Source organism: Paenibacillus wulumuqiensis, assembly GCF_000971965.1.
GTDB lineage: Bacteria > Bacillota > Bacilli > Paenibacillales > Paenibacillaceae > Saccharibacillus > Saccharibacillus wulumuqiensis.
In genome coordinates this window covers 340,562-355,105 of sequence record NZ_LAQP01000004.1, presented here as the reverse complement: position 1 = coordinate 355,105, position 14,544 = coordinate 340,562, and the positions used below count along the sequence as shown (strand labels likewise).

8 protein-coding genes are annotated in these 14,544 nt (G+C 46.3%); 1 reads left to right on the top strand and 7 read right to left on the bottom strand.

Features of this window, described 5'->3' with window-relative positions:
• Positions 1–69: 69 nt before the first annotated feature.
• The 5 genes from WH45_RS13615 to adhE all read right to left on the bottom strand — a co-directional run bounded on the left by WH45_RS13615 (position 70) and on the right by adhE (position 12,145).
• Positions 70–2,295: a stalk domain-containing protein gene (locus WH45_RS13615; RefSeq protein WP_046214932.1), complete on the bottom strand. Its 2,226-nt coding sequence runs from the start codon at positions 2,293–2,295 to the stop codon at positions 70–72.
• Positions 2,296–2,725: 430 nt separating this feature from the next.
• Positions 2,726–4,348: a glycoside hydrolase family 3 protein gene (locus WH45_RS13610; RefSeq protein ID WP_046214931.1), complete on the bottom strand. Its 1,623-nt coding sequence runs from the start codon at positions 4,346–4,348 to the stop codon at positions 2,726–2,728.
• A gap of 424 nt (positions 4,349–4,772) precedes the next feature.
• Positions 4,773–5,510, bottom strand: a complete 738-nt coding sequence (gene pflA, locus WH45_RS13605) for a pyruvate formate-lyase-activating protein (protein ID WP_046214930.1) — start codon at positions 5,508–5,510, stop codon at positions 4,773–4,775.
• 284 nt (positions 5,511–5,794) lie between these two features.
• Positions 5,795–8,062: a formate C-acetyltransferase gene (gene pflB / locus WH45_RS13600; RefSeq protein ID WP_046214929.1), complete on the bottom strand. Its 2,268-nt coding sequence runs from the start codon at positions 8,060–8,062 to the stop codon at positions 5,795–5,797.
• 1,470 nt (positions 8,063–9,532) lie between these two features.
• Entirely contained in the window at positions 9,533–12,145 is a 2,613-nt protein-coding gene (gene adhE / locus WH45_RS13595) for a bifunctional acetaldehyde-CoA/alcohol dehydrogenase (protein ID WP_046214928.1), read from the bottom strand.
• A 331-nt stretch (positions 12,146–12,476) separates the two neighbouring features.
• Here adhE and WH45_RS13590 point away from each other — a divergent pair, with 331 nt between their 5' ends.
• On the top strand, positions 12,477–13,205 hold the full coding sequence (locus WH45_RS13590; RefSeq protein ID WP_046214927.1) for a Crp/Fnr family transcriptional regulator: 729 nt from the start codon (positions 12,477–12,479) through the stop codon (positions 13,203–13,205).
• Positions 13,206–13,351: 146 nt separating this feature from the next.
• Here the strand turns inward: WH45_RS13590 and WH45_RS13585 are convergent, their stop codons facing one another.
• Together WH45_RS13585 and WH45_RS13580 are read right to left on the bottom strand one after the other, a co-directional pair.
• A complete protein-coding gene (locus WH45_RS13585) occupies positions 13,352–13,669 on the bottom strand; it encodes a winged helix-turn-helix transcriptional regulator (RefSeq protein ID WP_046214926.1) in 318 nt (105 codons plus the stop codon).
• Positions 13,670–13,805: 136 nt separating this feature from the next.
• On the bottom strand, positions 13,806–14,513 hold the full coding sequence (locus WH45_RS13580; RefSeq protein ID WP_052723777.1) for a uracil-DNA glycosylase: 708 nt from the start codon (positions 14,511–14,513) through the stop codon (positions 13,806–13,808).
• Between the last annotated feature and the right edge of the window lie 31 nt (positions 14,514–14,544).

Below are 14,544 nucleotides of genomic sequence, written 5' to 3'. Positions count from 1 at the left end.
GTCTAAATGGTTACGGCTGCAACGCCGCCTCTTCATTTCGGATGGAACAAATCGTAAGGGTAGTGGAAATTATTGCTTTTTGGCCGGCAGCTGACTGAACAGCAGGTTAACCGGCAGATTGCTGCCCGGTGCTGCTGTGAACCAGATCTCTACGGATTCTGTATCCAAAGCTCTGGTACGATAAAGTACTACGTTATCGTTGGCAGAAGTTGCTGCACCGTTATTTTTGATTGCTGTGCTTACGCCATTCACGAAGATATAACCGGAGTAACGTCCACCACGCGCATTAAAGGAAATCAGCGTGTTTGGAGCTACCATATCCAGCTTGATTTTGTACAGTACACCAAAGTTACCGGCATTGGATGCTTCGGTCATGGACATTGGATCTGTACCTGTCAGGTTCGGATCACTGTTGTTGTCACCCAGTGGAATACGTACATTCGAGTTGCCGATCAGACCTGGTACATGCATAATGCGTGTTGCATTGTCATACGTACCGCGGTTGTGGATACCGTCACGATCCAGCTTAGGCAGGGTAGCCATGGAAGCGATCGGATCGGCATTCTCATCAACCATCATCACGGTGTATTGAATATTGGAATCGCTGACCAGATCACCATACAGGGAGATAACATTATCCGGCTTGATGGTGGTTGCATTCAGCTGATTGAAAATAATCTGGCTCTGTCCCGGTTGAACAACAATAGTCTGTGCATCGGTACCGGATTGAATGGACTTGTAGTAACGGTCGATAGATACCTTACCCGCAGCCGTTGCATAAGGGTTTGGACCACCAAAACCTACATCTTGAATATTCAGTGTTGCTGGTGTCGCATTTGTATTGGTCGCAATAACATACATTTTCACACGCTTGCCCGTCTCATTGAGATGATGAACCATAATACGTGTTGGACCATTCGCAGTTTCCTGATAAACGATACCTTCGGACAGTGTTCTTTCCGGGCTGTTACTGCGGATCAGGCGTACCGGCTCCGAAGAAACTTCGGAAGTCATCGTCTGCCATGTTGGAATCTCGGCACCATTAATATTGAAAGAATCACCAATTGGTGTGAACAGCGGGTAGAACTGCTCTGCTGTGTACAATGTCTCATTGGTAATATTGATAGTTTTGCTGTACGTGCCTGTTGCACCGTGCTTGTCCGTTACTGTCAGTGTGATCGTCTGTGGCCCCGGTGTAAAGAAAGCCAGTTCCTTGTTGACCCACTGTGTTTTGGATGCATCGATAGCATTCTCATCATCCGTACTCATATCGGTATAACCGATAGCTTCACCCATACGGTATGATTCACTGTTTGTCGTGAACATCGCTACCGGCGGCTGGTTTGGAGGCAGTACATTGATCGTTACTGTGTATGGATCACTCCATTGACCTTTGGAATCCATAATCTGATAGGTCACTACATGAGCTCCGGCTTCAGCGAAAACATCTTCGCGTCCTGTCCAGCGCTCATCAGCAACGGGACCACCATCAGATGTTTTTGTTTTGGTTGTGTATTGTACTGTGGTCTGTGTAGCATAGATGGCAGTAGGCGATACGGTAAATGAAGCTGTAGGTTTGACCTGCAGATCCATGATGACCATTTTGCCCTGTACTGTATAAGGAATATTCAGTGCTGCCGTGATGGAAGTCAGCGGCACCATGAATACATTTTTCTGCTGGTAAGCAGGGCCTTTCATCAGCGTGCGCACACCATCTACTGTGTAATACTTGCTGTCTGTTGTGAAGCGCAGTTCTTTGCCGTCCTTTTTCATGACGGTTTCTTTGGTCTTGGAATCATATGTAAGCGTCAGTCCCACACGCTCTACCAGTGCACGCACAGATACATAGGATACTCCATTTTTAACCGTCATCGGCTGGTTGGAATAATACAATTTACCATCACGGTAAATCTGATTGGAATTCATCATGAAAATCAGTTTGTCAGGTCCTGCAGAATACACATCTGCTACTACAGATGGCTGACTGGCAGTTGGCGCTGCTGGCTTAGCAGGCGCTGCTGGTGCCGGTGTAGTTGGTGTTGCTGCTGGATCTGCAGATGGAGTAGTTCCGTCTACCGCTGCATCATCTGCTCCAGTCTGATCCTCTGTACCCGCTGCTGCTGGATCAGGATTAATGGATGGAACCGTATAGGTATTTGGGGCATTATCATACACATCCTGCACAATACCCGTTTCTGCATCGCCCTCGGCTGCAAATGCCTGACTGGCAGGAAATGCTGCAGCAATCTGAGTAGAAGCGAGTACAGCCACTAGAAAACTCTTCTTGAATTTCATTATTCGACTCCTTCTTGTAGCAATCTACTGTAATTTAAATGTCAAAAAACAGAATCCCCCCGAAATGACACATTATTAAGACGCAGCACTTTCTAAAAAGTTTCTCTCTTCTCAAGGAAAGCTTGCCGGTTTTTTTCTCATTCACATTTTGGACACAAACGGATCAGCAAATATGATATAAATTGGTTTTAGTGGATGAGAATGGATATATTTTCTTTATTCTTCTGGAAGTGTAGAAAACAAATCGATAATTCCAATTTGCACAGTATGATATAGACGAAAGACCTGTCTGTACGAATAGACAGGTCTGATTATATTTCCTGATATCCTGCTGTATCGCATATTTTTCGTCTAAGCATGTTTCCGAATAAAACAATCGAGCAGCACAAGCTGCAGGATCTTCATTTATATTTGTAGGGGAATCATACATTTATACTTCTACACTATACCGTTCATTCAGGCTGACCGGCAGCTTGCCTGCAGCAGGATGCTGTCCTGCCAGAACGCCTGCCAGTGCCTCAATCGCATATTTACGATTCTCATAACAGCAAATATACGTATCTACTTCAGGCAGATGATTAATATCATAAGGATTGCGTACAGAGGCAACGATCAATGGACTATTGGGGAGGGCTGCAAGCGCAGCAGTCAGTCGGGCCTGTCCTGCCGGAAGTTCACCTGCCGATGTATAGGTCGCCATCACGATAAAATCTGCTGTATGTGCACGCTGCATCACCTGCTCGATCTCAGACTGTCCTGGCTCAGCATCAACCACTGCCTCATCTGCTTCTATACTGTAATGACGAATAGCCTGTGCCAGACTCACCCGATGAGCGGCAGGTTCATCAACCTCCGTCTCACGAGTCACATGTGGCCAGACGACCAGCCCATGCTGTCCCGGCTTCAGCGGCAGCTGCCCGGTATCCTTGACAACCGTAATGCTGCGTATTGCAGCTTCACGTAGTACAGCTCCCGACTCAGCAATATGCAGATGAAGTCTCTCATCTTGCCACTCCAAAACACTCTGCTCCATTGCGCGTTTGGCTTTGAGGGCCAGTATGCGTTCAACCGATTCATTAATACGTTCTTCTGTCAGACGTCCTTCCGCTACCGCTGTACGTACAGCCTTTATTGCAGCGATCTGGTCTTTCAGCGTATGACTAACCAGCAGCAAATCGGCACCTGCCTGCAGCGACCTAACCGCTGCTTCGGGAATCGGAAAATGCCGGGCAATCGCATGCATCTCCAGACAATCCGTAATAATCAGACCTTCAAATCCCATCTGCTCCCGCAGCAGACCGGTCAGCACTGCATGAGACAGCGTAGCCGGAATCGACTCTGGTTCAAATGCAGGAAATATCACATGAGCCGACATGATCAGATCCACTTCAGCTTCAATTGCCCGCCGGAAAGGAAGCAGCTCCACCAGCTCCAGTCTGGTCCGGTCATGAGGTATTGATGCCAGTCCATAATGTGAATCAACCTCCGTATCGCCATGTCCCGGAAAATGCTTGGCCGTCGCAGCTACCTGTTCGGTCTGCATGGCAATAATCGCGGCTGCTCCATGCTCAGCCACCTTATCCGGCTTCTCGGAATAGGAGCGCACCCCGATAACCGGATTGCGGGGATTATTATTCACATCTATACAGGGAGCCAGATTCAGATTAATGCCCAGCGCACGAAGCTCACGTGCACTGATCGCAGCCACTTGCCCGGTCAGATCAGGATCGTCTGCAGCTCCAAGAGACATATTCCCGGGAATCAGACTAAGCTCTTCGCGGTCAATCCTGCTGACCATCCCGCCTTCCTGGTCAATCGCAATGAATAAAGGCGGCAGCCCGCTGTGCTTCGCCACCTGCTGCAGCTGAGCAGACAGCTCTGTAATCTGGCGCGGAGTACCAATGTTGCGGCGAAAGTAAATCACTCCACCTGTGTGGTACTGTTCGATCAATATCCGCACCTGCTCATCCGGCGTAACATTATGAAAACCGCCTATAAATAATTGTCCGATTTTCTGTTCAAGCGTCAGATCCGATAACTGAATACGATGCATGTGTATCCTCCCTGTGTGTTGGATGTATCATACCCCTTCAGTATACGAGCCAGCCATAATGACAACAAGGATCAACCCTAACCATCTCTTCCGGTTTCGATATCTCCCTCATCACTAAACTTTCCAAATAGCTTACCCGCAGAATACATTTCTCTCGATACACTTCTATACTTCTTCGTATAATTATTCCTAACACAATTCTTATATTTGCTAAAAACGTGAAAAAGCCCTCCTGTCGCAATGGACAGAAAGGCTGATTCAGATACATGTTCATTATGATGATTCTCATCCCGCATCCCCCCGAATGCGTTCCGACCCAATCATCTGCGGCAGATAGTCTTTTTCAAGATCTCTGCAGTATGACCATGTATATTAATTGTACTACTCTTGTGCGTATATTGAAGTATATTGAAGTATATATGGATTATACGCAGGTCGCCTGGCGGCGTCCTTGTTCGATCAGGCGATAGGCACGTTCCACTTCTTCATCAGTCGGTGAAGGCACGCCATCCAGCGGATAGATGCGGCCCAGCGACTGCCATTTATAAATGCCCATCTGATGATAAGGAAGGATCTCGAATTTCTCTACCCCTTTGAGAGTTCCGATAAATTCTCCCAGTGCAATCAGATCTTCTTCAGCATCATGAATGCCGGGTACAAATACATGTCGTATCCACATTTTGCGATCATGATCCGATAACCACTGTGCCAGTTTCAGCGTACGCTCATTGGATACTCCGGTCAGTTTTTTGTGCTTTTCATTATTGATATGCTTCAGATCCAGCATAACCAGATCCGTAACTTCCAGCAGTTCGTGAATCTTTTCCCCATCATTGTAGCCGTTGCTATCAAGAGTAGTATGCAGATTCCAGCGTTCTTTTACCGCTTTGAACAATGCTTTGACAAAAGGAGCCTGAAGTGTCGGTTCGCCGCCCGATACGGTGAGTCCACCGCCAGAGCTGCGGTAGTAATTCAGGTAAGGCTCAATCTCAGCCAGTACTTCTTCCAGCTGCATCACCTTGCCTCCGTCCAGATTCCAGGTATCGGGATTATGACAATACTGGCATTTCATCAGACACCCCTGCATAAATAGTACGAAACGAATACCTGGACCATCGACAGTACCGAATGTTTCCAGCGAGTGAACACGGCCTGTTACCATGATCATTCAGCCCCTTTCTTTTGGTGTGATTTGCCACTGCTTTTATGTTAGAAATTAAATCTGCTCTGTAGATGCACCGCTCAGAAGGAGTGGATTGCTCTTCTGCCGCTTGTTGTGGCAGGATATCTGGAATGACTGCTGAAGCAGTCGATATCCTGGCACAAAGGCGGCGTCAGAGCAATCCATCTCCTTCTTCGCTCTGTGCAAAGAGACCATTTAATTTCTAAAAGAAATGCGGTTGGCAAGCATTGGTGCGGTAATTTGAATACATTTTGTACTTTCTATTACATTGCGTTGTGGAATGTGCGGTTGATGACATCGAGCTGTTGTTCGCGGGTCAGCTTGATGAAGTTAACGGCATATCCGGATACGCGGATGGTCAGTTGTGGATAGTTTTCCGGATGATCCATAGCGTCGATCAGTTGTTCACGATCGAAGACGTTGACGTTCAGATGGTGAGCGTCGCTACCGAAGTATCCGTCCAGCATGGCTACCAGATTGGCTTTGCGGATCTCTTCTTCTTTGCCGAGTGCTTTTGGCACGATGGAGAAGGTGTTGGAGATACCATCCAGGCTGTGTTCATAAGGCAGTTTGGCAACAGAGCTCAGGGATGCCAGGGCACCTTTTTTGTCGCGACCATGCATTGGGTTCGCACCAGGTGCAAATGGTTCGCCGGCTTTACGTCCGTCTGGTGTAGTACCTGTTTTCTTGCCATATACCACGTTGGAAGTAATAGTCAGTACGGATTGAGTCGGTACAGCTTCACGATACGTTTTGTGCTGGCGAATCATGCCCATGAATGTCTCTACCAGCTCAACAGCGATCTGGTCAACACGGTCATCGTTGTTACCGTAGCAAGGGAAGTCGCCTTCGATTTCAAAGTCTACAGCAATACCCTGTTCGTTGCGGATTGGTTTGACTTTGGCATATTTGATTGCGCTCAGGGAGTCAGCTGCTACCGACAGACCGGCGATACCGCAAGCCATTGTACGCAGAATGTCACGGTCATGCAGCGCCATCTCGATACGTTCATAGCTGTATTTGTCATGCATATAGTGAATGATGTTCAGTGCATCCATATACACTTTGGACAGCCACTGCATCATTGGTTTGTAGCGTGCGATGACTTCATCATAGTCCAGATATTCGGAAGTGATGGCCGGGAATTCAGGACCTACCTGAGCACCGGATTTCTCGTCTTTACCACCGTTGATTGCATACAACAGTGTTTTGGCCAGGTTGGCACGGGCACCGAAGAACTGCATTTGCTTACCGATACGCATTGCGGATACACAGCAGGCAATACCATAATCATCGCCGTAGAATGGACGCATCAGATCATCATTTTCATACTGGATAGAGCTGGTCTCAATCGATACTTTGGCACAGTATTTTTTGAAGCCCTCCGGCAGTTTTTCGGACCAGAGAACAGTCAGGTTCGGTTCCGGTGCAGGTCCCAGATTGTACAGGGTGTGCAGGAAGCGGAAACTGCTCTTCGTTACTCTTGTTGTTCCGTCTACAGCCATACCACCGATGGACTCGGTTACCCATGTTGGGTCACCACTGAACAATTCGTTGTAATCCGGTGTACGCAGGAATTTGACAATACGCAGTTTCATTACAAAATGGTCAACCAGTTCTTGAGCTTGCTCTTCAGTCAGAGTACCTTCCTGCAGGTCGCGCTGGATGTAAATATCCAAGAAAGAAGATACGCGTCCCAGAGACATTGCTGCACCGTTTTGTTCTTTGACAGCAGCTAGATAACCGAAGTACAACCATTGGAAAGCTTCTTTGGCATTTTGAGCCGGTTTGGAAATGTCCATACCGTGAGCAGCAGCCATTTGTTTCAGTTCGTTCAGTGCACGATACTGTTCGCTGATTTCTTCGCGCAGGCGGATTGTGGATTCATCCATGCCTTCGCCAATTGTCTCATCATGCTCTTTTTGTTTTTGTTTCATCAGGAAGTCTACACCGTACAGTGCTACCCGGCGATAGTCACCAATGATACGGCCGCGGCCATAAGCATCCGGCAGACCGGTTACAATACCGGATTTGCGGGCTGCGCGAATCTCGGCTGTGTAGGCATCAAATACACCCTGATTATGTGTTTTGCGGATGTTGGTGAATGTATCGACGATCGATTGTGGAACTTCAAAGCCATAAGCTTTACAAGCATCAATAACCATCCGGATACCGCCATAAGGCTGAATGGAGCGTTTGAACGGTTCGTCTGTTTGTACACCGACGATCTGTTCTTTATCTTTGTCCAGATAACCAGGACCGTGCGATGTGATCGAACCTGGTGTATTTACGTCAACGTCCCATACGCCGCCTCTTTCACGTTCTTCTTTGGAGAGCTGGGATACGATTTTCCAGAGATCATTTGTATTTTGAGTAGGGCCTGCCAGGAACGATTCATTTCCAAGGTAAGGGTTGATATTCTCATCAATAAAGTTCTTAGTGTCAACATGGTTGGTCCATTTGCCTTTGTTAAAACCTCTCCATGCATCCTGTTGTGACTGGTCCATTACGTTTCTTTCGATTACCGACATTGATAATCCCTCCAATATTTGTGAATTTAATCACAAATGATTTTGTGGCTATGCCTTGACTAAACATGGCGCCGGTTACTTGTGCTCCGGCTATGTCTTTATTATGACGGACAGAGCTGTTTCAAGATGTGATATATATCACAAAATAAGATGCTAATTATGATTTTTATCACTTTCTGTCATTGATACAGCATTCATCAAAATGTATAACAGTTTACCAGTCGAATTAAGCGGGTTCAGGACAATACAGTTATGTTTTATTCCAAGCTTCTTCCGATTATCAATACAGATGACAATGGATTAAAGATACAGTTGCTGTAAGTTTGGACTGTTCAAATTGATGTGAATCCAATTTAAAGCAAATGATGATTTGCGGATTGGGGCATCAACCACTCCAGAAAGGAATAAGGGCCCCTCCTCCGGTTAAGCCTGGAGATTCTGAATTGTTGGGAGAAGCAGAGAATCTCCAGGCTTAAATATCGTCGGTTGCCCTTATTTCCTTTCTTGCGTTCCATGCAGGGTGCATCATTTCATATTGCATGCAATTAGCCAATTTTGTATGCAGCGCTTTGTTCTCGTGTAATTCGTAAGTTGAATATTACTTTGTTAAAGCTTGGGCTTGATCAGCGTACAAGTAGTTGTTTCTCCAACGATTTGCTTACTGCTTACTGCTTACTGCTTACTGCTTACTGCTTACTGCTTACTGCTTACTGCTTACTGCTTACTGCTTACTGCTTACTGCTTACTGCTTACTGCTTACTGCTTACTGCTTACTGCTTACTGCTTACTGCTTACTGCTTACTGCTTACTGCTTACTGCTTACTGCTTTTTAATTGTAATCAGCCATGCTAAACATTAATCAAGCAAATCCAAAATTATTGCTAATCTTCTTCCACTTCTGCATTCCTATACTCCTGTATTCCTCCATACTTCTATTCTTAACTTGTTATGCTCGCACTCTTCCACTCATCGGTACTTATATTTATCCCATTGCCTTCCACTATGTCTAATTAAAAACTGCCAAGGAATGTCATACGCAGCCGAACTGAAAATGAAGCAAGCCGCACGCAGCGGAGGTAAGGGAATTCTCCTTCAAGCCGACATTTAAGAACGGATATGTACCGCTGCAAGCGGTGATTCAGACATATCCGTTCTTAACCGGAGGCCGGAAGGAGAATCCCTTACCGGAGCGCCTGCTGCCTCCCCTCCCAGCCAAGTCCCAACATCCTTCCCATTAAAATGAACACATAAGCACAAGCGCATCTACAGTTACAGTTACAGTTACAGTTACAGTTACAGCAAATGGTATGCAATTACGTCGAATATAAAAGAATTGCTCCCACCTTCTGCATACAGCAGCCGATGAAAGCAATTCCGATGATCATAAAACTACATTATATGGTTGTATGCTGCTTTGGTAAAACTACTTGCTACTGTAACTTGCTTGCTACATATCTGTATTCTGTAGTCTTACTCGAATTTACCGTAGAAAGCGTTACGGTATACATCTGCCAGCTCGGTGACCAGCGGCATTTTAGGGTTGGCAGTTGTACATTGGTCTTCAAATGCACGGTCAGCCAGGTAATCAACATGTGCTTCAAAGTCTTTCGCATCAAAGCCCAGTGCTTCGAACGATTCAGGGATACCCAGTTTGCGGTTCAGATCGCGAATTGCGTTGATCAGGCTGGTTACACCTTCTTCGGTAGTACGCGCTGGCAGCCCCAGGATACGAGCGATTTCAGCGTAACGTTCGTCAGCGATGAAGTGCGAGTATTTAGGGAACGATGCGAATTTGGTTGGTTTTTTCGCATTGTAGCGGATAACATGCGGCATCAGGATCGCATTGGTACGTCCATGTGCTGTATGGTATTGACCGCCCCATTTATGAGCCAAGCTGTGGTTGATGCCCAAGAAAGCATTAGCAAAGGCCATACCGGCTATTGTCGAAGCATTATGCATTTTCTCACGTGCCAGTTTGTCACCTTGCAGTGCCGATTGCTCCAGGTATTGGAACACCAGTTGGATCGCTTTGATTGCCAGACCATCAGTGTAGTCATTCGCCATATTCGATACATAGGCTTCAATTGCATGAGTCAGTACGTCCATACCGGTATCGGCTACAGCTACACGCGGCAGGGAGTAGACAAACTCAGGGTCTATGATCGCTACGTCCGGAGTCAGCTCGTAGTCGGCCAGAGGGTATTTGGTGTTACCTTTTTCTTTATCCGTAATAACCGCAAACGATGTTACTTCCGAACCTGTACCCGAAGTGGTTGGGATAGCGACGAACTGTGCTTTTTGTCCCAGATGAGGGTATTTGTAAATCCGTTTGCGGATATCCATGAATTTTTGTTTCAGGTTATCGAATTCCACATCAGGGTATTCGTAGAACAGCCACATGCCTTTGGCAGCATCCATTGGCGATCCGCCGCCCAGTGCGATAATGCAGTCCGGCTGGAAGCGTTCCATCATTTGACGACCGCGTTCTACAGTGGTTGTCGATGGGTCCGGTTCTACATCGGAGAATACTTCGATCGCTACCGGAGTCTGACGTTGACGCAGATAATGTTCTACTTTTTCCACATAGCCCAGCTGCACCATCATTGGGTCGGTTACGATAATAACACGGCTGATGTTCGGCATTTTGGCAAGGTATTGAGTCGAACCTTTTTCAAAGTATACTTTGGAAGGAATCTTGAACCATTGCATATTCACGGTACGACGCGCCACCCTTTTCACGTTAATCAGATTGACTGCTGTTACATTGGAAGAAGTCGAGTTACGGCCATACGATCCGCAGCCCAGTGTCAGGGAAGGCAGGTTCGTATTGTAAATGTCACCGATCGCGCCGTGTGTCGAAGGCGAATTCACGATGATACGTCCGGTTTGCAGACGATCTGCGAACTTCTGGATCACTTCATCATTGTTGGAATGGATAGCCGAAGAGTGACCCATACCACCGAATTCTACAACCTGTGCAGCACGTTCGATACCCTGTTCTGCTGTTTTTACTTTGTAACAAGCCAGTACAGGACTCAGTTTTTCAGCGGACAATGGATATTTGGTACCTACACCTTCCAGCTCGGCAACCAGAATTTTGGTACCTGCCGGAACAGTAATGCCGCTCATTTCAGCGATTTTGGTTGCTGGTTGACCAACGATCGCCGGGTTGACTGCGCATTTCTCTACGTTCATGGCTCCTGCAGTCAGTTTGCCCACTTCTTCTTTGCTCAGGAAGTAGCAGCCGTTATCGATCATCAGCTTTTTCACTTGCTCGAATACAGGTTCTTCAATAATAACCGCCTGCTCGGATGCACAGATCATGCCGTTATCAAACGATTTGGACAGGATCAGGTCGGTTACCGCCTGTTTCAGATCTGCACTTTTCTCAATAAAGGCAGGTACATTACCAGGACCTACGCCCAGTGCCGGTTTACCACAGCTGTATGCTGCTTTGACCATTGCGCCGCCGCCGGTAGCCAGGATCAGTGCTACGTCAGGGTGATTCATCAATGCATTTGTTTTGTCCATGGAAGGATTGTCGATCCACTGGATACAATCTGCCGGTGCGCCATGTTTGACTGCAGCTTCGAGCAGGATTCTTGCAGCTTCCTTACTGCACTGTTGTGCAGATGGATGGAAACCGAAGATGATCGGGTTACGTGTCTTGATCGCGATCAGTGCTTTGAACATTGTGGTGGATGTCGGGTTGGTTACCGGTGTGATCCCCATGATCGTACCGACCGGTTCAGCGATTTTCTGGAAGTTGTCGTATGCATTGTCTTCAATCACACCGACTGTTTTTTCGTTTTTGATGCTGTGGTATATATATTCAGTAGCAAAGATGTTTTTGGTAATCTTATCTTCGTATACCCCTCTGCCTGTTTCTTCAACAGCCAGCTTGGCAAGATACATATGTTTGTCCAGTCCGGCAAGTGCCATCGCCTGTACAACTTCATCGATTTGTTCCTGATTCATTTTCATAAATGCGGATTGTGCTCTGTTGGCTTTATCAATCATTCTTTGAATTTCTTCCTGTGCAGTAACTTCTACGGTGCGAGTGGCATCATTTTTAACAGCCATTTCTCTCATCCTCCTCAGAATGTGTGGTGCTTTCTGTCTACGCACTGATCATAACATAGAGATATAAATCATAATGTGATTTTTTTCACAATCAATTTTTATTTTTAAAATATTAATGATTGGCTTTTTTCTTTTTGCATTTTGAACTAACTGGAGCTATAATAAAAGTGAAAATAATCACAAAGTTTAATTTTTAAAATAATCACTATACTATTAAAAGCATTAATTTGAAGGAACATAGATCGAATTTAAATTTAGTAAATTTTTCCTTAAAACATGATGCAATCCGATTATTTTCGCGTATAATTGGGAGATGAAGGGGAGGACGAACATGAATAAATCTGCAGAAATAATGAACACTAACGTCGCAGGCAATACCTCGAGCTTTTCGGAAATCAATATGGAGCGGATGCTGGCCTATGCAACGGAGCGCAGCATTCCTTCCGGCTCGCACCTGTTTTGGGAAGGAGATCTGTCCGACAAGCTTTACTTTATCAAAAGCGGACGTGTCAAACTGACCAAATCCACTGACGAAGGTAAAGAACTTATCCTATATATGTATCAGTCTGGTGATATGATCGGACAGGCTGATCCGTTCTCCGGCACACGACTCGGATTTACAGCAGAGACTCTGGAAGATACCGAAGTCGCTGTAATTGAGCATAAGGATCTGGAACTGATCATCTGTCAGCACTGCGACTTTGCTATCGACTTTATGAAATGGATGGGTACGCATCACCGGCTGACCCAGACCAAAGTGCGCGACCTGATGCTGTACGGTAAGCCAGGTGCACTCTGCTCAACCCTGATCCGTCTCAGCAATACGTACGGTGAGGACTATAATGAAGATGGATCGATACTGATCAACAAGAAAATCACTCATACCGATCTATCCAATATGATTGGCGCTACACGAGAAAGTGTAAACCGGATGCTCAGCGATCTGCGCAAAAAAGAAGTCATCGAATACGAGCATGGCATGATCATTATTCATGATCTGGAAGCTCTGCAGGAAGTATGTCACTGCGAGCTCTGCCCGAGAGAAATCTGCAGAATCTGATTGCGCCGACCTCTCTCCCCGGCCTCTCCGGATTACGCGAACGATACAACCCACCGCATATGCAAAAAGCTTTCCGCTGATAAATACCAGGCGGAAAGCTTTTTAATTACGAACGTATCTGTGGGTACCGAGTCGCCCATAAGGCATTAATCGACCCAATGCTCTGCCCAGTTCTGGATTTGTTCCATTACTGGCTGCAGTGCCCGGCCTTTGTCGGTCAGTTCATACTCGATTCGTACCGGAGTCTCCGGATATACCTGACGAGTCAGGATTCCGCTTCCTTCCAGATCCTTCATCCGCTCCGAGAGCATTTTGTCGCTCATCATCGGAATGAGGTTGGAGATATCTTTAAAACGTTTTGGTCCGCTCATAAGTGACTGAATAATCAGACCATTCCATCTTTTTCCCAAAAAAGAAAACGCGGTCTCAAAACGAGGGCATAATCCCAACTGATGCTGTTCCATGTCTTTTCACCTCTTCATCCGTCCATAGCACAATAGTGGGTTATCGTAAGCTTTTATATATAAAAATTCCATGTAAGCTTACAATTAGTTAGCATATATATTTTAACACATTTTACCTAATAAGAAAACGAAAACATTACGGTCCTTGTTGGTTTCCACGCATCTGCAGGTTCTCATTGATTTGTTCACGCAGCTGTCTGAGATCATCAGCAATAATATCAGTCAATGATCTATTATACAGCACGGCTGCAGGATGATACATAGGGAAAATACAATATTCTTGATCGGACAGATGATATCCTTGCTCCGGATGTTCACTGTGCACCTGCTGAATCCGTCTGCGAATCAGCTGTCCATGCCATGCGGTAATGGTATATTCTTCGCCAAGCAGCCGCTGTAGACCAATATTTCCCAGTGTAATCAGGATCTGTGGCTGTACTACAGCAATTTCCCGGTCGAGAATAGGGGCAAATGCCAGCACTTCGGCCCGGGTAGGTGTACGATTGGATCGACTGAGACGATCCGGACTGCCTTTAACCGGCTTATCCTTGTACGGGCGGCTGCGGACGGCACTGGTAATATACAAATCGTCTCTTGTAATCTCCAGCGCTTCCAGATAACCATCAAGTACCTTACCGGCCTGACCCGAAAATGGACGACCATTCTGTATTTCTGTTGCTCCTGGCGCCTCCCCTACCATCATTAGCTTACCGGGCCATCTGCCAAATCCGGTCAAAAACCCTTCAAGTCGCAGGTCCTTCACTCGTTCCAGACAGGCATGTACCAGTTCGGGCGGCAGCGGTACAGGTCCGATATGCGAAGATGTCTGATTTTGGTTTGACATATCTATACCCCATTTACCCAATAATTTGTAT

What these genes read in the sequence shown, in the direction of transcription:
- pflA (WP_046214930.1), bottom strand. Translation starts at nt 5,510, where the DNA reads ATGGTAACAGGCCGTGTTCACTCGCTGGAAACATTCGGTACTGTCGAT.
- WH45_RS13580 (WP_052723777.1), bottom strand. Translation starts at nt 14,513, where the DNA reads ATGTCAAACCAAAATCAGACATCTTCGCATATCGGACCTGTACCGCTG.
- WH45_RS13610 (WP_046214931.1), bottom strand. Translation starts at nt 4,348, where the DNA reads ATGCATCGTATTCAGTTATCGGATCTGACGCTTGAACAGAAAATCGGA.
- pflB (WP_046214929.1), bottom strand. Translation starts at nt 8,062, where the DNA reads ATGTCGGTAATCGAAAGAAACGTAATGGACCAGTCACAACAGGATGCA.
- WH45_RS13590 (WP_046214927.1), top strand. Translation starts at nt 12,477, where the DNA reads ATGAATAAATCTGCAGAAATAATGAACACTAACGTCGCAGGCAATACC.
- WH45_RS13585 (WP_046214926.1), bottom strand. Translation starts at nt 13,669, where the DNA reads ATGGAACAGCATCAGTTGGGATTATGCCCTCGTTTTGAGACCGCGTTT.
- WH45_RS13615 (WP_046214932.1), bottom strand. Translation starts at nt 2,295, where the DNA reads ATGAAATTCAAGAAGAGTTTTCTAGTGGCTGTACTCGCTTCTACTCAG.
- adhE (WP_046214928.1), bottom strand. Translation starts at nt 12,145, where the DNA reads ATGGCTGTTAAAAATGATGCCACTCGCACCGTAGAAGTTACTGCACAG.